The sequence below is a fragment of the Streptomyces sp. NPDC097129 genome (genome assembly GCF_055668065.1).
This window is the reverse complement of the sequence record NZ_JBVOQE010000016.1, coordinates 39,871-57,553: the sequence shown is the minus strand read 5'-3', so window position 1 is coordinate 57,553 and position 17,683 is coordinate 39,871. Positions and strand designations below refer to the sequence as shown.

The window sequence follows — 17,683 nt, the reverse complement described above, 5'->3', positions numbered from 1 at the left end:
GATCTTCTGTAAGGCGAGTCAGCGATACCCAGCGCCCTGTCTCATGAGACACATCAAAGTCTGGAGAACGACGGCTACCGCGCCCTGCTCTTCACCGCACCCGTCCAGCTCCAGTCCCGCCGGGGCAGCCTGATCCAGGGCCGTTTCCCCGAGCTGGTGCGCGCGGCCGCGGATCTCCCCGCCGGCCTGGTCCTCGATGGTGAGCTGGTCGTGTGGGCGGGGGACCGGATGTCGTTCGAGGCGTTGCAGCGGCGTGCGGCCGCCGGCCACCGCAGCGCCCCACGGCTCGCGGAGGAACTGCCCGCCCATCTGATCGTCTTTGACGTCCTCCAGGTACGCCGAGCGCCGCGCCCGCCTGGAACAGCTCTTCACCGGCCACGATCTACGCGCCCCCTGGGTGCTGTGCCCCGAGACGGACGACCCGGTCACGGCTCAGGAATGGCTCACGTCCTTCACCCAGGTCCCCGGCGTGGAAGGCCTCATCATCCGGGGCACCGAGCAGCACTATCTGCGCGGCGCCCGCGCCCTCTGCAAGGTCCGCCGCCGCGACACCACCGAAGCGGTCATCGGCGCCATCACAGGTCGCCCGGAACGCCCCCAGACCCTCATCCTGGGCCGATACGACGACACCGGCCAACTCCATCCGGTCGGGCGCAGCACATCGCTACGCCCGGACGCGGCGCGCGGGCTCGCCGAGCAGCTGGTGCCGGCCGCGCCGGGACACCCATGGCGGGGCGTCCGCTTCACGTCGTCATGGGGGTCGAGAACGCCGCTCGACGTGACCCTGGTCGAGCCGGATCTGGTCGCTGAGATCGCGGTCGACACCGCCCAGGAACGCGGCGCGTGGCGGCACCCCGTCCGGTACGCCCGGCTGCGCCTGGACGTGACCGCCGGGGACGTGCCCGCGTTCGGTGAAGGCGCGCTACCGGCCGCCTGGTGATCATCCAGGCTGCGCGCCTGCGTCCTGCCCAGCGGCGCGGCAGGCCGGGCAGATGACCTGAGCGTGGAGACCCGTAGCGCACCGTGAGCCCCTGGCAGCGCGCGCAGTAGCCGAACTGGCCTGTCGGCAGACCAGGAGTAGCGTCCGCCCTGCCCCGTCGTGGGGCGCACTCACGTGCTGAGATGGAGCTCGTGGGCTAGTGCCCGGGTCGAGGCGGGTGGTATTCGGTGTCGGTTGCGGTCAATGACGTGATGTCGAAACCCACGCGCTGGTTCCGGCCAAGAAACAGGCGACGGTGTAGCTGCCCAGTGCGGGCAGCAGGAGCGCCACAAGCATGACCCACACGCCGAAGAACAAGTGCACGAAGCGGGGAACGGGGGAGCGCGGCTCCAAGCCCAGGCGGCTACGGGCATGCCTGGTCACCTTGACCGGTGCGCCGGACGGTTGGGCATCCGCCCTCACGACGACGCGGCGTATGGAGTCCTCCGCCCGCGTGTCACGGCCGATCGTCAAGCGCAGCCCGTGCCGGTCCCGCAGGCGCAACTCATCGATTGTGCCGCCGTATCGGCCCATTGCAGCGAACCGGCGGACACTGGCCAGAGCGTCCAGCTCAATCGTGCGGATGCCGGTGAGCGTGCGGGCAGACACGAGCCGTCTCCCCTCAACGGTGCAGACGTGCGGCGTGCCCGCGTCCCCGAACCAGATCACGTATGCCAGCACTCCGGCGACGAATCCGGCCCCGGTGGCGATCCCGGTGTCCGTCTCCTTCAACACATGGGTTCGGATCAGCCCCGCATCCGCGAGGACGACCGTCGCCCACGCCGCACCCACGATCCCCAGCCCCAGCCGCATGCGGCGACGGGCAAACCATGGCTCCACCGGGGAGGGCGGCAACTTTCGCCGCGAACGACGCACATGCCGGTCGAGCCGACAACGTTGCACTGCGAAAGACGCCTTGTTCTTGTTCCATGAAGATCCCTGCCCCCACATGGCCGCAGGTTAAGCCCCACAGCAGACGGGAGGCCAGCATTTCCGCATCACTCACGGCAGCGGACCTTGAGCCGGCGGATCTCGCGTCGGCCGTGGCCCTGTTCGCGGGTGCGGTGCCGCAGTGGGACCTCACGCCGGGGAGACCATCGCCCGCTACGGCCGCGTCCACTTACTCTGCATCGACGAACTCGGCTACATGGAACTCGACCGTCGCGGCGCCGAACTCCTCCTCCAGGTCCTGACCGTACGCGAGGAGAAGAACAGCGTCGCCATCGCCTCCAACGAGTCCTTCAGCGGCTGGACCAAGACCTTCACCGACCCCCGCCTCTGCGCGGCTATCGTTGACCGCCTCACCTTCGGCGGCAACATCATCGAAACCGGCACCGACTCCTACCGTCTCGCCACCACCCGAGCCCGTGCCTGACAGCAAGCAGTCGGCTGAACCTGACGCGGGAGTGCCTGTGAGGGAGCGATCGTGGGAGACCTACCCCTGGCCCAGGAATTCCCGCAGGTCCGCGGCTGCAGCCGTCATGCCTTCACCGGCTTCGATCACGGTCGTCACCGTGCACTTCCAGTCACCGGGAAAGAAGCCGGACCGAAGCGTCCAGCTCAGATACACATGACCACCCGAGCCGAAGGTCGCCGTCACGACCAGGTGGTTGTTGATCCAAACCCGCTCCTCCTCCCAACCACGGAAATCGCGCGCGAGGCCGTCGAAGAACTCGCTCATGTCGTCCCAGACGGTGACGGTCACGTTCTCGAGCCGTGCACGCACACCCTCAGCAACGGCCTCCACCGCGAAGACGGTCTCGTACTCATCCGCACGTGACCAGTCGAACAACCGGACAGAGGTCGACAGCGCCCCGGGCCCCCGCACGACGAGCTCCACCTGCCCGGGACCCACCTCGATCAGACTCACCCGCCGAAGGATACGGACGGCAACACGTTGACGACATCACGATTCCGTGGCACGCGACCGCTTCTACTTCTCATCAACATTCGGAGGCCCAGCAGGAACCAACTGTTCGCAGCTCCCACCGACAAGTGCTCTTCGTTTGGTGATGCGTCCGAAGGTGTACCGCCAGGAGACTCGGTGCCGTGCCGGGTCGACCTGGGTATCCGGTCGGCCCCCATGGCAGGGCAGGTGCCCGTCTTCCGGCAGCAGGTCTGCATTTGGCCGTGTCTGTTGTTACTCACTTTCGGGTGATCGTGTTCCGGCCGGTGGGGTGGCGGGATCTGGCGGATCATCACCTCCGCCCAGGCGCTGCAAGGCCTGTGCGCGAAACGGGTCGTCAACTTGGCGCATTCGCCGCTTTGATGGCTATTAAATGTGGGAGTTAGAAAACTCTGTTGAATTCGTAATAACGCTCCGCATTTCCCACACGTGCCGGGCGTGGGGGCTGCATGGTGTGCGTGTGTGGCCGACCGGCCGCACACCAGCACAACGCACCCGCTGGACCTGCGGCAGCGCCGCCTGAACCCGGCCGGGTGTGCGCACCCTGAAGGGGGACCTTGGTGTCCGTTTCTTCTTCCGCCCGTCGCCTGACCGCCGCCACTGCCGTGGCCGCCGCCCTGGTCGGCGCCACCGCGCTGCCGGCCATGGCCGCCGGCCACCACCACCCCTCGCGTGAGCGCGCGGCGGTGACAATCAGCGCGGTGCAGTACGACTCCCCGGGACGTGACGATCGTTCCAACCGCTCCCTGAACGCCGAGTGGGTGGAGATCACCAATCACACGCGCCGGGCGGTGAACCTCGACCGCTGGACCCTCAGCGATGAGGCCGGCCACACCTACACCTTCCACCACTACCGCCTGGACGGCCGCTCCACCGTCCGCGTCCACACCGGTGAAGGCCGCGACGCCCGGCACGACGTGTTCCAGGACCGCCGCCACTACGTCTGGAACAACGACCACGACACCGCGACCCTGCGCAACGACCGCGGCCGCTTCGTCGACGACCAGTCCTGGGGCCACCACCACCGCGGCGGCCACCACTGACCCGCACACCTGACGTGAACTGACGCTCAGCCAGCACTGACGTCTCACTGTGGGGCCACCCCTAGTCGGCGGGGGGTGGCCCCACAGTCGTGCGCTCGCCTCAGGCGGCGAGCGCCAGGCCGGGGGAGTGGAGCGGAGGCGCTCGCACAGCCCCGTGCACAGGCTCTACCGTCTCCTGGGGTACCCGGCAACGGTGAAGGTGATGATGGGCGCACGGCAGACCCGCTTGGAAGTTCTTCGCTACCTCCGCGAGCGGGAGGAGCATTCCGCGTACGGCTGGGCCCTGTCGACCGGTGTCGAGCCCGGCGTGCAGCAGTCCGTCCAGACCGCCGCGGGCCAGGGCCTGGCCGAGCTGGCGGACAGGGAGACGCGCGCGGAGCTGTCCGCCCACGAGGGGCGCCCTGTGCTGTGGGCGGCCCGCCTCAGCCCGCAGGGCCACGACGTACTGGCCTACCTGGAGGCGTCCCCCGCCCCCGCCCCGCAATCCGCCCCGCCTGCCGAGGGGGAGCAGGTGGTCGAGCTGTGGCCGTCACAGATGGACGCCCTGCGGGTGTACGTGAACCTGTGCCCGGTGCTGCGGGTGCCGCCGGCAGACGGCCTTGTTGAGCGAGTGCGTACCGCGCACTTCGACCGGCCGAACAACCGCTGGCGGATGACGCTGACGCCGGAGCAGGTCGAGACGGTGGCCTACGCGTTCTACCTGCGCGCTCTCAGCGGCTCGGTCGCCGAAGCCAACCGGTTCGCCCGCGAATACGGGGTCTCCTACCGTGTGGATGCGGCGACAGGCCGTCAGGGTGCCGTGCGTCTGCCGTGGAAGCGGCCCTCCACTCCCGCGAATCAGGACGACCGGGTTACCCGTAACTGAGGATCTCCAGCAGTGCCGCGCCTTCCGCCACGACCTGGGCGGCGAGCGCCACCCGCCGCACCCGAGCGGCCGGCGCGGCCAAGGCGACGACGCAGGCAACAGCGCCCACACCGATCCCCCAGAAGAAGAGCCAAGCAGGCACGGTTGGGCCGCACCCGTCCCCGCCGTACATCACGCAGTGCGTCGCGCGCTCGGTGGACAGTGCCAGCGCAACGGCCGCCACGGCAGCCGGCAGGAAGAGACCGGCGCACACAGCGGACCAGAAACGGGAGCGGTCCCGTGCCGCAGCCGCCTGCACGCCGGGCGTCGGAGAGTGGACGGTCTCGTTCATGCCCCGATCTCATCCCGTTCGCCGGACACGGAACACCAGGCACGTACTCAATCCGCGGTGCGCACAGTACCCAGACTGGGCCCACGCGCCGTCAGCCCGTACGGGGCGCGAGGTCGTCGACTTCAAGTGCCGGGCAGGCCGAGCCGCGCTTCACGACCGCGGATCCGGCAGCGTTCCCGGCTTGACCTCCACCAGCTCCACGTCCGTGCACCCGGCGTCCTCGAGTCCCTGCTTCTGCCTCTGCCCGCTCGGCTTGTCGTACGCGACGGCCGACGCGCGCGCCGTGCCGCCGCGGTCGGTCCAGGTCAATCCGTAGTTGCGCATGGTGATCGTCATACCGGCATCATCGCCGCTGGCACTGACAATCCAGCTGGGCACAACCCGTCACCCGTTCAGTCCCGGCCGACCGGCCGCTGTCCCGCCGGCCGGGGGACGCTGGGCGGCATGAGCGAGAGCAGCGAGAAGACCTACCACCCGGGCGAGATCGTCCCTGAGTCCGGAATCTATGAATGCGACTGCGGGCAGCGTCACGAGTACAGCACCGACGTGAAGGGCCACCGGTTCCCGCCCCTGCACGACAGCTGCAGTGGCAGCGGCTGGCGGCTGAAGGCCGCCTCTCACCCGAACCCGTGAGTTCCCTTACCCCCACAAGTCCGGGCCGCCGCCGCGCCACTCGATCATCTCGGTGTCGGCGGCCACATCGATCTCGTCCCATCCCAGTTCCAGGCCCGCCCGCTCGAGAAAGACCGCGATGTCGTTGAGCGAGTACGCGGTGCCGGCGCTCTTTCCGCTGATGCGGACGCGGCGGCCACCGTTCTCGTTGGGCGGGTAGATCACGACTGGGCGCTCACTGGCCAGCCAGCCTCCCGCCCTGCCCCGAGGGGCGCACGGTGTGGTGCGCCGGCGGCGCGCCCTTCGTAGGCTGGGTCGTGTGGAGGACACGCATGCCCCGCACGATCTGGAACGGCGCCATCTCGTTTGGCCTAGTCACTTCTCTGAACTACCGCTCTGTTCCCTCCGAATGAGCGGTCGAGCTCATCCATGCCGTAGGCGCGGGTCTCACGACTTCAGCACATCTTCCCGATCTTCAGTGCTCGCGCCCGCTCTCCGCTGTTCTCCGGGCGGATACGCTCGGCAAGGCAGTGCCGGTGGGAGATGACGGTGTGGCTTCCTGGACCGTCATTGCTGCGCGAGTCCAGGACGAGGGCGTCTCCACCTGGGCCCAACGTGATCGGCTCACCACAGAAGTCGCAGCTCCAGACCAGCGACTCCAGGTCGGCAGGTCGGATGGTGAGCCGCACTGATACCGGCGGATGCCAGCGGTGGATTTGCTCGATCACTGCATTGAGCTGCGAACCGATGGGTGGAAAGAGCGCGAGTAGTTCGTCATGGCTGCTCGTCGTCTGGGAGAACTGCTGGATCATGTCGATAGAGGCCGAGAGACCAGCGTTCTCGTAACCAACGATCTCAACGAGCACACCCCATGGGTGATGGCTGAGGATCCTGGCCTGCACCGTCTGGCCAGGCATGAGCGCCAGACTCTCCGTCTCGAACCTTTCCATGAACCACTTCCCCATCCCTTAGCTCAGCAGGCCGCGCCTGGTGGCGCTCATGCGCACGTGTCGTCGGCGTCGGGGCCGATCACCGCGCTCAGGGCTTGCAAAGCGTCATCGTATTGGCGCCGGTCGAAATGGAACGGACCGAATGCCACATAGTCGCGGCTCTTGCGGTGCGGTTGCTCAAAGGCGTCCCAGGTCACGAAGTCGGCCGTCGCGGTGATGCGGGCCATGAGGGGCCAGCATCCCCACTCGCCGCATTCACAGCCGAGAACGGGTGTCTTCGGCCCAATCGCGTTGGTGGACCGTCCGAGGAAGTGATCCTGCATCGGGCCGAACCGGAAGAACTCCGGGATCAGACCGCCATAGGCGTCGCCTGCGGGCTGCATCCCGGCGGCGATCTCGAACCCGTCGATCAAATCGGCGAGTGGTGCTTTGTCGATGAGGGGGACGATCACGAGCGGGCCACCGTGGTCACGGTGCCGGCAGTCGAACCTGATGTCATTGCTGGTCATCCAGTGATTGTGGCAGCGACGCTGTTCCTTCCGCCTGGGCGGGTTGAGCTGCGGCAATGCGCGGCATGCCGAGGTTGATCGCCGTACCGCCGGAAGCTCGTCGGTCCATCTGAGCAAGCTTGTCCTCGGCTCCAGCCAGGCTGATCCGGAGCCCTTCGACCTCCCCGAGCCAGCCCTCGCGCTCGGCCTCGGCGATGCGGTCGACGAGGTTGTCGCGGATCTCTTCCAACCGGTCGCGCTGGCCCGGGTCCGGCCGGAGAAGCGAGCAACGAACGCAAGCGTGTTCGTGGATGCAGGCGGTGCCGTAGGCGCGGGCGGAGAGCTTGCGGCGTTCGAAGTGGCCGAGGAAGTCCTCCCACTCGGCGTCGGTGGGGGTGCGATATTCCTCTGCCGGCCGCAGGGCGCGGCGGCGGGTGATGAAGCTTCGATGGTCTCTTCTGGGTAGATCGCGTTGTAGCCCATTGTGGTGTTGATGTTGGCGTGGCCGGCGATGACCTGCGCGATGTGAGGCGGGAGGCCGGAGCGGATGGCATCGGTGATGAACAGGCGGCGGAAGTCGTGCGGCGCGAAGACCAGAGGCTGGCCGGTTGAGTCGGTGAGGCCGATGAAGGCGAGGACCTCTCCCAGCGCGCTGCGGATGAACTCGCCCGACATGCGGGATCTCTCGCCGCCGCGGTCCCACTGGAACAGCAGCGGGGACGGCGGGTTCCAGACGCGCTCCTCATAGTCGTAGGCGGACAGGAGCGGGATGGCCCCGGTCCGCGGGTCGCGAACGCGTCGGATGATGGTGGCCACGACGTCGGCCAGTTCTGGGCTGACGAACGACTCGCTCCTGGTCGGTCTTGGAGGGAGCGATCTGCAACAGGGGGACGATCTCGCCGGTGGTCGGCAGCCGGTACTGGATCATCGCGTGATGGCTGATCTCCAGCATCTCCTCGATGCGGGCGCCCGTGTGGCGGAGAAACTCCACCGCTGCCCAGGCCCAGAAGGCGCGATGTTCGGCCTGATCGAAATAGCGAAGAGTGCCCTGCTCGTCCCTCGCGCCGGCGGTCGTCGCGTTTTTGGTGCGGACGAAAACCGCGTCGCCGATCGTGAAGGGGGCACCAGGTGGGACGGCGAGCAGGGCCTGCAGGCGGGCCGATTGCTCGGCGTGGTGATCAGCCGCAGCACGGACGAAGGTCTCCAGGACGGGCAGCCGCTCGCGCGTTCGCTGGTCCATGCGGGCCTTGCGCCGCTTGACGCGCTTGCGGTTGGAGACTTCAGCCTCCTTGATCGGGCAGGGCGCTGCCCAGGGTCCCCACCGGGTGGGTTCCTCAGCCGCCCAACGCGCGATGTCCAGGTACAGAGCCCGCACCGCCACGAGCAACTGGTCGTATTCAGCGCGCTCGACGAGCGTCTCTTCCACGGTGCCGTCCGGCCGTTTCCGCCGCTGGATCCTGGTGCGGAACCGCTCCTTCCACGCGGCGGTGACTCCAGGCGGCAAGTCGAGGGAGGCGATGCCTGGATGATGTATCTCCAGGTCAGACCAGAAGTTCCTGGTCAGGTTGCGGGCAAGGTTGTCGAGAGTGCTGTAGTCAAGCCGTGGTCGGCGCTCCTCCAGGTAGTCGATCAGCAGCTCGCGGATCGGTGGGCAGGCCACGCCGTGCCGGTCGACCAGTTGCGTGCAGGTGAGCTGACCCGTGACCTTGTTGAGGAAACGCAGGGTCACCGGGGCGTCGGACGGCATGTTCCCCAGGTCTCGCAGCCAGGAGTAGAAGAGGGTGCCGCCGGCCTGGCTACGGACCAACTTCCGTAACTCGGTGTAGTACTCGAAGGCGTCTCCGGCGGTGATGTCCGCCAGGCCTCCTCCCTTGGCGAGCATGATCCGAGCCAACGCCAGGCGGGCGCGGCCGCCTCCGACGGATGCCCACCGCTTCGGGCCGACGATCTCTTGCAGACGGGTCAGCCCTTCAGGGTCCCGGGTGCGTTCGACGAGGGGACGCAGATGCGTAGTGCGGTGGCCGAACTGCCAGGGAATCGAGAGGCGCAGCGCATCGATGCTGGCCAGCATCAGTAGCCCTGTCTGCACGTACCTCCACTGCGCATCGGCCGCAGTACTCACCCATGCCAGCCCCTCCTCGGCCCAGGCCTGAGAACTGGCAGCTGCCGGGGATGCCTCCCATCGCTCCTGCCAGGTCTCGCCCGAGAAGCCGGACAACCACGCCAGAACCGCATGCGCACCATGCCTGCGCTCCCACCGGGTGTGAGCCTTGTCCGCTCGAAACGGCGGGCGATCGAGAGCGGCCAGCACCTCCTCGACGGACGAGCACGTCATCGTCCATCGTGTGCCGGCGGATCGAGCCGGGAACTGAGCCTGTGCCTGCCGCATCACGCCGCCTGCGGCCGCCCGCACCGGTGGACGGTCGTCCGCCCGGAGGGGTGTGCCGCCGGTCATCTCCCGGACTCGAACATTCACCGGGCCCCTCCGAAGAGGTCGTGGAGCGACTCGGCTCGGTATCCAGCGGCGGGTACTGCAGGGACTTGCGCCAGCCGCTTCTGGCGCTGGTGATGTGCACGGACCGCTTCAATGATCTCGTCGCGTCCAGCCGGCAGGTAGATCTGGGTGGTGCTCAGGTGCGCGTGGCCAAGAACCCACTGCACGTCCGTCAAAGCGAGCCCTGGATCGCGGGCCATACGGTAAGCGGCGGTGTGCCGCAGGTCGTGCAGCGTCCAGTTCGCCCCAAGTAACTCGTTGGCTCGGTTCAGCATCGCCCGGGCCGCGTGGTAGGCCAGCGGTCGAAACGGCCGCCGCAGCGTCCACCACAACGCCTGGTGTCCTCCCCGGGGCGCCCCAGCTCGCCAGGCCTCCTCCTGATAGAGGCGCAGCCATACGAACGCATCAGGCGAGGACGGCAACTGCTGAAATGCCCTGGTTCCCTTTCGGATCACGCCCAGCAGCTGCTCTCCGGGCAGCGGATCACGCTGCCGACTGGTCAGCAACTCGCTGGCCCGGGCCCCGTTGGACACCCAAAAGCCAGAAGAGCACGGTCGCGGTTGTAACGCAGCGCGGCGAACAGCTCGTTGAAGCAATCGTCGGGCAGCCGCCGCGGCAGACGCTGAGGAAGCGAGGGCCGGTACCTGCCACCCGCCGACTGCCGGGTCGCCCGGCCGGCTGCCGCCGGCAACCGGCGGCGTACCCCCGCTGGGGGAAACGGGTTGATGATCGGGCCGGTGCCCTCCTCCAGATGGAAGTCGTAGAACGACCTCAGCACCGTCTCGCAGTGCACCCGCGTCGAGGCCGAGTACAGCGAGCCTGGCGCAGCCCGGCCCGTGACGGGGTTCGGCACGCCTGCCGCGGGCCGTTTCACCGGCTCCGAAGGCTGCTCTCCGGAGGCCCGGTGGCGCCAATGCACCCGGGAAGCCTTCGGCGCGATCTGCATCCACCGGGCGAAGTCCCGCGCATCCCGTCGGCTCGCTCGATCCCACGCGACGCCCCATCCGGACAGGAACCGCCACCACCGCAGCAGGTCCATGCCGTAGGAGCGGATCGTCGTTGCTGGACGCGCGTTGGCCTGGAGTTCCGCGAAGAACCTCTCAACCGGGGCGACGACGGTCCCGTCCGCGTCGAGCAGGACCCATGGCCGCAACGGGTCCGTCGTCTCGATCAGTGCCCCGGTCTCTGGCAGCACGAAACCTGCTAAATCCCGGGCATCATCATCCGTTTCAAGCATGGCCGGGAAGCTAGCAGATATAGCCTCTGACCAGCGAATATTCATCGTTTAGTTCAGTCAACGGCACGGTGCCGATCAACGTGGTCGGCGCGACCGAGGACCACAGCATCCGGTTCCACCAGTACCACCGTGAGGACGGCGGCCGCGTCCGCGTGCGGAAGTTCTGCGACCTCGAGGACCGCGAGGTATCCAGCGCCGAGATCGGCAAGGGCTACGAAGTGACCCGCGAGACGAAAAACCAGGCGGCACAGATCGTGGCGATCTCCGACGAGGAACTGCGCGACCTTCCCCTGCCGACGGCGAAGGCCATCGAGATCGTCGCGTTCGTCCCCGCCGCGGACATCGACCCGATCCAGATCAGCGACGGCTACTACTTGCAGTCCTACGGCCAGGTCGCCGCCAAGCCCTAAAAACTGCTGGTCCAGGCCCTGGGACGGTCGGAGAAGGTCGCCATCGCCAAGTACGCCTGGAGCGGCCGCGAACGCCTCGGCATGCTGCGGGTCCGCGACGACGCCCTGGTGCTCCACGCGATGCGCTGGCCGGATGAGATCCGCAGCCCGGCCGAGTTGCTCCCGCCACCCGTAGAGGTCTCCGATGAGGAGATCGAGCGCGCGCTCGCCCTCATGGACACCATGAGCGTCGAAGACCTCGACGAGCTCGACGCGCACGACGAGTACACCGAGGCCATCGCGCAGATCATCGAAGCGAAACGGGAGGACAAGCCGCTCCCGCAGGCGCCGGAGGTGGAGGAGCCGGCGCAGGTCCTGGACCTGATGGCCGCACTGAACGCCTCGGTGGACAAGGCCCGCGAATCCCGCGGCGAGCACGGGGGAGAGGCCGAGGTGCACGAGCTGCCGAAGCCGAAGAAGAAGGCCGCCGCGAAGAAACCGCCCGCCAAGAAGACCGCAGCGAAGAAGACGGCGACGAAGAAGGCAAGCAGCCGCAAGCCGCGCAGCGCCTAACCGCGTCCTGCCCGGCGGCGCGGCAGGCAGGGCACACGGACCAGGCGTGCCGCCCGTACCGCGCCGTGAGCCCTTGGCTTCTCCGCACTCCACCCGGATGGCACGGTCTGTCCTGCTCGAGGCGGGAGGGACTTCTTGCGTTGGCGAGCCGCGAATCTCTCTGTGGGCCGTGCTTCGCGCGCCGGTATGTGCGCCCTGCCTGACGTGTCGCGTACACCTCACCCTAGAGCGGATTTGGCGGTGACCTTCAGAAGTGGGGCCCGAGTGGTTGGCTTACCGCGTGACTGCGCGAAGATACTGGCCCAGAGTGCGACCGCGATAAGCCCGTTGATCCGCTCCAGGATCAACGGCCTGCCTGCCGAAGTCCGGCATGTCGCCGGACTCCACTTCGGCTGGTGGACCGACCAAGGTGCCGTCCTCGACTCTCCGGCCAGCCAGAAGTCTCTGCGCCCGGCATTGGCCCTGCTGGCCTGTCGAGCCGTAGGCGGCGACGAGGACGCCGCCCGGCCCGCTGCGGTGGCAGTGGAACTGGTCCACAACGCCAGCCTGCTCCACGACGACATCATCGACCAGGACCCACTGCGGCGCGGCCGGCCCGCGCTGTGGGCGGCCAAGGGCGTCCCAGCGGCGATCCTCGCGGGCGATGCCCTGTTCTTCGCCGCCGTCCAAGCCCTGACCGACGCACCTGGGGCCGACCGCAACCTCCCGGTGCTGCTCGCCGCCGTCCAGGCCCTGATCGAGGGCGAGTATCTGGACACCCTCCTCGAGTCGGGCACCGGGATCAGCGAGGATCGGGTCCTGGCCGTCGCCACCGGCAAGACCGGCGAACTCCTGGCCTGTGCGTGCGAGCTCGGAGCCCTTGCCGGCGGCGCGGACCACGAGCGGGCCGGGCATCTGCGGGCGTTCGGCCGACACCTCGGCATCGCGTTCCAGTGCGTCGACGATGTCCTCGGCATCTGGGGCGACGAGGAAGCCATGGGCAAGCCCGCCCGATCCGACCTGCGCTCGCGCAAGGCCACCTTCCCCGTGGCTGCCGCGCTGACCGGCCACACCCCGCAGGCCGACGCCCTGCGCGTTCTCTACAACCAAGACGGCCCACTCGACGACAAGCAGTGCCGGTACGCGGCCGACCTGATCGAGCAGACCGGCGCAAAGAGCGCAACCCTGACCCGGGCCCATCGACACACCGCCGATGCCCTGCACCGTCTCGCTCTCGCCGCCCCCGAACCTCTGGCCGAAGCCGAACTCACCGCCCTCGCCCACCTATTGACGCGACGCGACCGCTGACAGCGATGCCAGCCTCGAAGTCGCCACCCCGGGCTGTCGTCACAGTGCACTCAACACCTCTGGAGCGAACGCATGCCTGGCATCCTGTACTGCCCCCTCACTCCGACCACCCACGCCCGGGCGGATGAGATCAACCGCACTGTCTGCGACTGGTTCACCGACCGTGCTCCTGGCTTCCCCACCCCCGACCAGCACAAGGGGCTGCTGGCATCCGGGGCCGCCGCCTACACCGCCAACTGCGGCCCCACCGCGGGCGTGGAGGCGATGACCTGGGTGGCCAAGCTTATGGTCGGCGGGTTCGCCCTGGACGACTGGCTGGAGACACTGTCCACGGTCCACGAGGCCCTGACGGTCACCACCGTCATGCAGGAGCGGCTCAGGACCCCCAGCACACTGCCTCCACCGGGCGTGCCCTCTGGCGCATGGAACCTGTGGTGCGACATCGCCGACGGAGCCCGCCGCCTGGCGACCTCAGCCCAGTTCACCCGCTTCTGCGCGGCCTACGGCCGCTACTACCACCACATTCCCTTGGAGATCTCGCACCGACTTGGGCGGATCACTCCTGCCGTCGACGACCAGCCTTTCCTGCGGCTGGGCGCCGGAGGGCCGTTTGTCCCGGGCATTGAAATCGGTATCGGGGCGGACATCCCCGTACAGGAAGCCGCGCAACCCGGCTTCACCGCCCTGTGCGATGCCGTCTACCTCCTCCTCTTGTGGTTCAACGACATCGCCACTTACGAGCCCGACGATGGGTACAATCTGCTCAACACCCTGATCGCAGACCGTGGCTACACCACCCAGCTCGACGCCACCATCGAGGCCATCACCCTGTGCAATCGCGTGATGGTGCTCATCCTGTCCCTGCACGAGCGGCTCGCGGCCGGACACCCCAGCCCCGCCATGACCGCGTTCCTGGCCAACATCCTCAACCTGATCGCCAACATCGTGACGTGGCACACCGGCAACCCCCGCTACGCCGGCTCCGGCCATCAGGTCACCGACCTGATCACCTACACCGTCCCCGCCGGTCTGGAAACAGGACCGGTCCCCATCCGCTCGATCGCCTGGTGGTGGGACCTGATCTGAGTCCCGAGCGAGTCCGCGACGGAGGTCCTCCATACCCCTCCAAGAGGCTCGGATGTCCTGCCCAGCAAACCAGAGAAGGTGCAGTTAACACACCAGCGCGCGCAGTACCCGACCTGGTTCGGCCGGCCGGCATCCCAGGAGCAGCGCCGCGGCGGCCCGGTCCGTCGCGTCCGTCGCGGGGTCGATACGTCTGGGCGCATCGTTCACGCTCACGACGCTACGGCGCCGCCGTCCCCGCCGCCCGAGGACACCGGCCGGGCAGGGGGCCGCGCCCGCCCGCCGGGCGGGCGCGGCAGTCCGCCGCCTTGCTGCGCGTCGCGAGAGGGAGCCAGTGTGCTGCAGTGTGCGACCCGCAGACCTTCTTGCGGCCACTGATACGCGCGCGTGCCCTTTGAGCCGGATTCATCCGTATCCACAAGCACCTGGTAGATGACGCGTGCGTCGGGCCAGTCCTGCCTGGCCCGTACCTCAGCCCGCCGCCAGTGGCCCGCCGACATGACCCACAAGGCAGGCGGGTCAGACGAAGGCCAAGTCCACACGACCGGCTCTCGCCCATCCTCCCGGCGCCACGGCCGGGCCGGCACCGCCTCCGGAACTGCATCGCTCATGAGCTTGATCTAGAAGCGCAGGATCAGGAGGCGGGAATCGGCCGCATGACTCAATTCAATCATGTGTTCGATTTTCTTCGCTCGTCGACACCCGCACGCGGTGCCCGATGTGACTGAGCGCGATAGCTGGCCCGCAGGGGCGGCCGGAAGGGGAGCCGCCCGCGGTGATCCCGGCAGCCATCACTAGGCTCCAGCACCATGACCAGCGATTTCGGCTTCACCTGCTCGTGCTGCGGGTCCCACCACCCTGAGCTGCCGATGAACTACACGGCCGAGGCTCCGGCTGTGTGGGATCCGGCCTTCGCCGTCGCCGAAGACTGTCTGCTGTCCGCGGATCAGTGTGTGGTCCGCGCACAGCACTACTTCGTCAAGGGCATGATCGAGATACCGGTCATCGACAGCGACGAGCCGTTTTCCTGGGGCGTCTGGGTCTCGCTCAGCCGCGAGAACTTCTCCCGGGCCGCAGATCTGTGGGACACCCCCGGCCGCGAGACCGAGACGCCGTACTTCGGCTGGCTCACCACCGACCTGCCGGTCTACCCAGCCACGACCCTCAACCTGAAGACGCACGTGCACACCCGTCCGGTCGGCGAGCGCCCCTTCGTCGAGCTCGAGCCCACCGACCATCCCCTCGCCGTCGAACAGCGCGCGGGGATCACCCTGGACCGCGTGCGGGAGATTGCGGCGGCTGTACTCCACTCCAACGCGGGCAAGCAGGAGTGACGGCCGGCGCGATGAGGGTGGTCTCCACGGCCGCTGACTGGCGGGCGCGGATCTGAGCACCTACTTGGCCAGACGGGCCAACTATCGCGCTCGGTCACACCCGAGGCGACCATCTGACTTACTGCCCGCTCGAGTGGACCCACCGCCGCTTCCCGGGCGCGTCGGCTTCCGGGGCCGCTACGAAGATCAAGACCAATCGCTGATCTTCGAGAGGACCCGCGTCGAACCGGTCGAAGGCGGACCAAGACCCCACCACGTGGCTGCCGCCGGCCGAGGGCTACCGCTGCCAGTACGTCACCGACTGGATCGCCGACAAGATGCGCTGGGGACTGAGCATCGACGCAAGCGAACAGACCGCCCTGTCGGAGAACCTAAACAGGTGCCCCGACGTGCCGGTCACCGTGGTGCTCGCCAGGTAAAGCGCAGTTACCGGCGGCCGCAGCGGCCGGCGTCTGCCGCCCTCACCGATGGCTCGTGCTCGCACTGCTACGAGTCCGGCTCCGGGTGGAGGCGCACAAAGCAGCGCAGCCGTACGCCCGGCTCGCCTGGTTCGCGGGTCCGTACGGTCCCGCCGGTGCGATGGCGTACCGCGCGCCGAGCAACGCCTGGACGGCGAAGGCGGTCGTATCATCGGCGGCCGCCACCTCCACTACGGCCAGGTCCGGACCTGCCACGTGTGCGTCATGGATCTTCCTCACGCACGGCGGGACATGCCCAGGCTGCAGTAGTTGTGCCACGGGTGCTTCTTCACCCGACTGATCCCGAGGCGGTCGCCGTACGGCGCCGAGGGCGCCCCCCTGTGTCAGAGGGCGCCCTCGGCGTTTGTACAGGGCCCTGCGTTCCGGATCACACCGGGCAGGTCACGGCAAGTCGCCGGCGAGGCGCTCCCACGCCTCGTACTCGCTGTAGCGGGGATGTCCGGTGAGCAGCGGGGCGATCCAGCGCACCGGGCTCAGCAGGCGCCGGATCATGCGCAGGGCCAGGATCCGTTCGGTCTCCAGTTCCTGCCACCGCGGTGCGAGCGCAGCGGCCTCCTGATGGCTCATGGGCATGGCGTCCAGCGCCTGTTCGATGACCGGCCGTGGATCCAGCAGCGGCTCATCCGCACGCGGCCCCACCTCCTCCACGAGGCCGGCCCGCAGCCAGAGGTCGCGCAGCAGCCACTCGTTGCGCTGTTCTCCGGTTGCCGCCCGGGCCGCTGCGAGCAGTGATGCCCAGGCCTGCGCGAGCTCGCCCCACTGGTCGTCGCGGATCCGGCTCGGATCATGCTGGATCCGGGCCGCGAACTGCTGCGCCGCGAACTCCCACTGGCTCACTGCACCGTCGACCGTCCCGGGCTGGAGCGCCGACCAGCGGCGGATGTGCTGCCCGAGATCGAGCCGGCCGAGGTCGTTGAAGGGACTGGTCATTTGAACCTCACCCCGGCCGCAGCGAAGGCTTCCCTGCCGATCTGCTCCGCGCCGCCGCCGGGTGCCCAGAACGGGTCACCGGGGATGTAGTAGTGACCGCTGTGGCTGTCGATGCGCAGGCCGAAGTACTGACCGTTGCCGCCCGCGAGATCCGCCTCACCTGCGGCCCTAACCGCCCCGCCACCGCTGAGTACCGGAGGGGAGAGCTCTTTTTGGCCGACTGTCTTCGGCATGATGACCAGTTGTCCGTCCTCCAGTACGGCCCACTTGACGGGCTCGCCGTCGAAGTCGATGTACCGCTCCCAGTCCGCCGATCCCGGCTTGGCGGGCCGTATACCGAGCCGCTCCGCCAGGGAGAGTTCTTCCTCGAGGGTAGTGGCCATCCGGTTGGGAAAGATACGGCAGCTGTTGTGCACGAGCAGCTTGCTGCCGCCCACGAAGTAGGTGTGCTCGCCCTCGACCTCGAAGTTGAACACCTGCGTCCGCACGGCCGCCCGGCGCACCGAGGCCACCTCTGCATCGCTGTCGTCCAGCGTCCGCAGCCGGTCGCCCGGGCGCAGGGCCTGCGCCTCGGTCCACCCCTTGCCCTGCACCCAGAAGGGGTGCTCGGGGGTGGCCCGCACCGACTCGCCGGCCAGGCCGACGGAGACCAGGGACTGCGTGGTGCGCTGCATCACCCCGGCGACCCGGCGCAGGCTGCGTT

21 protein-coding genes and 4 pseudogenes are annotated in these 17,683 nt (G+C 68.3%); 10 read left to right on the top strand and 15 right to left on the bottom strand.

The window, feature by feature from the left end; genetic code table 11:
- Positions 1-24: 24 nt before the first annotated feature.
- Positions 25-276: pseudogene (locus AC0B9F_RS33910) on the top strand (ATP-dependent DNA ligase); the annotation flags it as partial.
- Positions 277-319: 43 nt separating this feature from the next.
- Positions 320-940, top strand: coding sequence for an ATP-dependent DNA ligase (locus AC0B9F_RS33905; protein WP_472009063.1), 621 nt, complete (start codon positions 320-322; stop codon positions 938-940).
- Between the two features lie 240 nt (positions 941-1,180).
- On the opposite strand, the gene AC0B9F_RS33900 is transcribed toward AC0B9F_RS33905, so the two are convergent.
- A complete protein-coding gene (locus AC0B9F_RS33900; RefSeq protein ID WP_472009062.1) occupies positions 1,181-1,792 on the bottom strand; it encodes a hypothetical protein in 612 nt (203 codons plus the stop codon).
- A 277-nt stretch (positions 1,793-2,069) separates the two neighbouring features.
- On the opposite strand from AC0B9F_RS33900, the pseudogene AC0B9F_RS33895 reads away from it, so the two are divergent.
- A pseudogene (locus tag AC0B9F_RS33895) lies at positions 2,070-2,354 on the top strand (ATP-binding protein); the annotation flags it as partial.
- A gap of 60 nt (positions 2,355-2,414) precedes the next feature.
- Here the strand turns inward: AC0B9F_RS33895 and AC0B9F_RS33890 are convergent.
- A complete protein-coding gene (locus tag AC0B9F_RS33890; protein WP_472009060.1) occupies positions 2,415-2,849 on the bottom strand; it encodes a DUF6228 family protein in 435 nt (144 codons plus the stop codon).
- A gap of 596 nt (positions 2,850-3,445) precedes the next feature.
- On the opposite strand from AC0B9F_RS33890, the gene AC0B9F_RS33885 reads away from it, so the two are divergent.
- Entirely contained in the window at positions 3,446-3,928 is a 483-nt protein-coding gene (locus AC0B9F_RS33885) for a lamin tail domain-containing protein (RefSeq protein WP_472009058.1), read from the top strand.
- 205 nt (positions 3,929-4,133) lie between these two features.
- Entirely contained in the window at positions 4,134-4,793 is a 660-nt protein-coding gene (locus AC0B9F_RS33880; protein ID WP_472009056.1) for a DUF6417 family protein, read from the top strand.
- On the opposite strand, the gene AC0B9F_RS33875 is transcribed toward AC0B9F_RS33880, so the two are convergent.
- Both AC0B9F_RS33875 and AC0B9F_RS33870 read right to left on the bottom strand, forming a co-directional pair.
- Positions 4,780-5,124: a hypothetical protein gene (locus tag AC0B9F_RS33875; RefSeq protein ID WP_472009054.1), complete on the bottom strand. Its 345-nt coding sequence runs from the start codon at positions 5,122-5,124 to the stop codon at positions 4,780-4,782. The genes AC0B9F_RS33880 and AC0B9F_RS33875 overlap by 14 nt on opposite strands.
- Before the next feature lie 150 nt (positions 5,125-5,274).
- On the bottom strand, positions 5,275-5,460 hold the full coding sequence (locus tag AC0B9F_RS33870; protein WP_472009052.1) for a hypothetical protein: 186 nt from the start codon (positions 5,458-5,460) through the stop codon (positions 5,275-5,277).
- Positions 5,461-5,568: 108 nt separating this feature from the next.
- Here AC0B9F_RS33870 and AC0B9F_RS33865 point away from each other — a divergent pair, with 108 nt between their 5' ends.
- On the top strand, positions 5,569-5,757 hold the full coding sequence (locus AC0B9F_RS33865; RefSeq protein ID WP_472009050.1) for a hypothetical protein: 189 nt from the start codon (positions 5,569-5,571) through the stop codon (positions 5,755-5,757).
- 6 nt (positions 5,758-5,763) lie between these two features.
- Here the strand turns inward: AC0B9F_RS33865 and AC0B9F_RS33860 are convergent, their stop codons facing one another.
- The 8 genes and pseudogenes from AC0B9F_RS33860 to AC0B9F_RS33825 all read right to left on the bottom strand — a co-directional run bounded on the left by AC0B9F_RS33860 (position 5,764) and on the right by AC0B9F_RS33825 (position 10,905).
- Positions 5,764-5,961 (bottom strand): hypothetical protein, encoded by a 198-nt coding sequence (locus AC0B9F_RS33860; RefSeq protein WP_472009048.1) that lies wholly within the window; start codon positions 5,959-5,961, stop codon positions 5,764-5,766.
- Between the two features lie 230 nt (positions 5,962-6,191).
- Complete coding sequence (locus AC0B9F_RS33855) at positions 6,192-6,686, bottom strand: hypothetical protein (RefSeq protein WP_472009046.1); 495 nt, start codon at positions 6,684-6,686, stop codon at positions 6,192-6,194.
- A gap of 47 nt (positions 6,687-6,733) precedes the next feature.
- Entirely contained in the window at positions 6,734-7,195 is a 462-nt protein-coding gene (locus AC0B9F_RS33850; RefSeq protein WP_472009158.1) for a hypothetical protein, read from the bottom strand.
- Positions 7,182-7,424 (bottom strand): hypothetical protein, encoded by a 243-nt coding sequence (locus tag AC0B9F_RS33845; RefSeq protein ID WP_472009167.1) that lies wholly within the window; start codon positions 7,422-7,424, stop codon positions 7,182-7,184. Before AC0B9F_RS33845 ends, AC0B9F_RS33850 begins: the two co-directional genes overlap by 14 nt.
- Positions 7,425-7,693: 269 nt before the next feature.
- A pseudogene (locus AC0B9F_RS33840) lies at positions 7,694-7,849 on the bottom strand (site-specific integrase); the annotation flags it as partial.
- Positions 7,850-7,916: 67 nt separating this feature from the next.
- Positions 7,917-9,629 carry a hypothetical protein gene (locus AC0B9F_RS33835; RefSeq protein WP_472009043.1) on the bottom strand — a complete coding sequence of 571 codons (1,713 nt, stop codon included), beginning with the start codon at positions 9,627-9,629 and terminating at the stop codon, positions 7,917-7,919.
- Between the two features lie 17 nt (positions 9,630-9,646).
- Positions 9,647-10,201, bottom strand: coding sequence for a site-specific integrase (locus tag AC0B9F_RS33830; RefSeq protein WP_472009041.1), 555 nt, complete (start codon positions 10,199-10,201; stop codon positions 9,647-9,649).
- Positions 10,168-10,905, bottom strand: a complete 738-nt coding sequence (locus AC0B9F_RS33825) for a site-specific integrase (RefSeq protein WP_472009039.1) — start codon at positions 10,903-10,905, stop codon at positions 10,168-10,170. The genes AC0B9F_RS33830 and AC0B9F_RS33825 overlap by 34 nt, the downstream gene beginning before the upstream one ends.
- A 26-nt stretch (positions 10,906-10,931) precedes the next feature.
- Between AC0B9F_RS33825 and ku the strand changes: the two are divergent.
- From ku to AC0B9F_RS33805, 4 genes and pseudogenes are all read left to right on the top strand, one after another.
- A pseudogene (gene ku, locus AC0B9F_RS33820) lies at positions 10,932-11,867 on the top strand (non-homologous end joining protein Ku).
- Between the two features lie 327 nt (positions 11,868-12,194).
- Complete coding sequence (locus AC0B9F_RS33815; protein ID WP_472009037.1) at positions 12,195-13,154, top strand: polyprenyl synthetase family protein; 960 nt, start codon at positions 12,195-12,197, stop codon at positions 13,152-13,154.
- Positions 13,155-13,226: 72 nt separating this feature from the next.
- Positions 13,227-14,240, top strand: a complete 1,014-nt coding sequence (locus AC0B9F_RS33810) for a terpene synthase family protein (protein ID WP_472009035.1) — start codon at positions 13,227-13,229, stop codon at positions 14,238-14,240.
- Positions 14,241-15,106: 866 nt separating this feature from the next.
- Entirely contained in the window at positions 15,107-15,571 is a 465-nt protein-coding gene (locus AC0B9F_RS33805; RefSeq protein WP_472009156.1) for a DUF2199 domain-containing protein, read from the top strand.
- 461 nt (positions 15,572-16,032) lie between these two features.
- Here the strand turns inward: AC0B9F_RS33805 and AC0B9F_RS33800 are convergent, their stop codons facing one another.
- The 3 genes from AC0B9F_RS33800 to AC0B9F_RS33790 all read right to left on the bottom strand — a co-directional run bounded on the left by AC0B9F_RS33800 (position 16,033) and on the right by AC0B9F_RS33790 (position 17,654).
- A complete protein-coding gene (locus AC0B9F_RS33800) occupies positions 16,033-16,215 on the bottom strand; it encodes a hypothetical protein (RefSeq protein ID WP_472009154.1) in 183 nt (60 codons plus the stop codon).
- 216 nt (positions 16,216-16,431) lie between these two features.
- Entirely contained in the window at positions 16,432-16,980 is a 549-nt protein-coding gene (locus AC0B9F_RS33795) for a hypothetical protein (RefSeq protein WP_472009034.1), read from the bottom strand.
- Positions 16,977-17,654, bottom strand: coding sequence for a Hint domain-containing protein (locus tag AC0B9F_RS33790; protein WP_472009033.1), 678 nt, complete (start codon positions 17,652-17,654; stop codon positions 16,977-16,979). Before AC0B9F_RS33790 ends, AC0B9F_RS33795 begins: the two co-directional genes overlap by 4 nt.
- Positions 17,655-17,683 lie beyond the last annotated feature (29 nt).

What these genes read in the sequence shown, in the direction of transcription:
- AC0B9F_RS33825 (WP_472009039.1), bottom strand. Translation starts at nt 10,905, where the DNA reads ATGCTTGAAACGGATGATGATGCCCGGGATTTAGCAGGTTTCGTGCTG.
- AC0B9F_RS33850 (WP_472009158.1), bottom strand. Translation starts at nt 7,195, where the DNA reads ATGACCAGCAATGACATCAGGTTCGACTGCCGGCACCGTGACCACGGT.
- AC0B9F_RS33795 (WP_472009034.1), bottom strand. Translation starts at nt 16,980, where the DNA reads ATGACCAGTCCCTTCAACGACCTCGGCCGGCTCGATCTCGGGCAGCAC.
- AC0B9F_RS33865 (WP_472009050.1), top strand. Translation starts at nt 5,569, where the DNA reads ATGAGCGAGAGCAGCGAGAAGACCTACCACCCGGGCGAGATCGTCCCT.
- AC0B9F_RS33835 (WP_472009043.1), bottom strand. Translation starts at nt 9,629, where the DNA reads ATGACCGGCGGCACACCCCTCCGGGCGGACGACCGTCCACCGGTGCGG.
- AC0B9F_RS33900 (WP_472009062.1), bottom strand. Translation starts at nt 1,792, where the DNA reads ATGCGGCTGGGGCTGGGGATCGTGGGTGCGGCGTGGGCGACGGTCGTC.
- AC0B9F_RS33870 (WP_472009052.1), bottom strand. Translation starts at nt 5,460, where the DNA reads ATGACGATCACCATGCGCAACTACGGATTGACCTGGACCGACCGCGGC.
- AC0B9F_RS33810 (WP_472009035.1), top strand. Translation starts at nt 13,227, where the DNA reads ATGCCTGGCATCCTGTACTGCCCCCTCACTCCGACCACCCACGCCCGG.
- AC0B9F_RS33805 (WP_472009156.1), top strand. Translation starts at nt 15,107, where the DNA reads ATGAACTACACGGCCGAGGCTCCGGCTGTGTGGGATCCGGCCTTCGCC.
- AC0B9F_RS33880 (WP_472009056.1), top strand. Translation starts at nt 4,134, where the DNA reads ATGGGCGCACGGCAGACCCGCTTGGAAGTTCTTCGCTACCTCCGCGAG.
- AC0B9F_RS33855 (WP_472009046.1), bottom strand. Translation starts at nt 6,686, where the DNA reads ATGGAAAGGTTCGAGACGGAGAGTCTGGCGCTCATGCCTGGCCAGACG.
- AC0B9F_RS33790 (WP_472009033.1), bottom strand. Translation starts at nt 17,654, where the DNA reads ATGCAGCGCACCACGCAGTCCCTGGTCTCCGTCGGCCTGGCCGGCGAG.
- AC0B9F_RS33875 (WP_472009054.1), bottom strand. Translation starts at nt 5,124, where the DNA reads ATGAACGAGACCGTCCACTCTCCGACGCCCGGCGTGCAGGCGGCTGCG.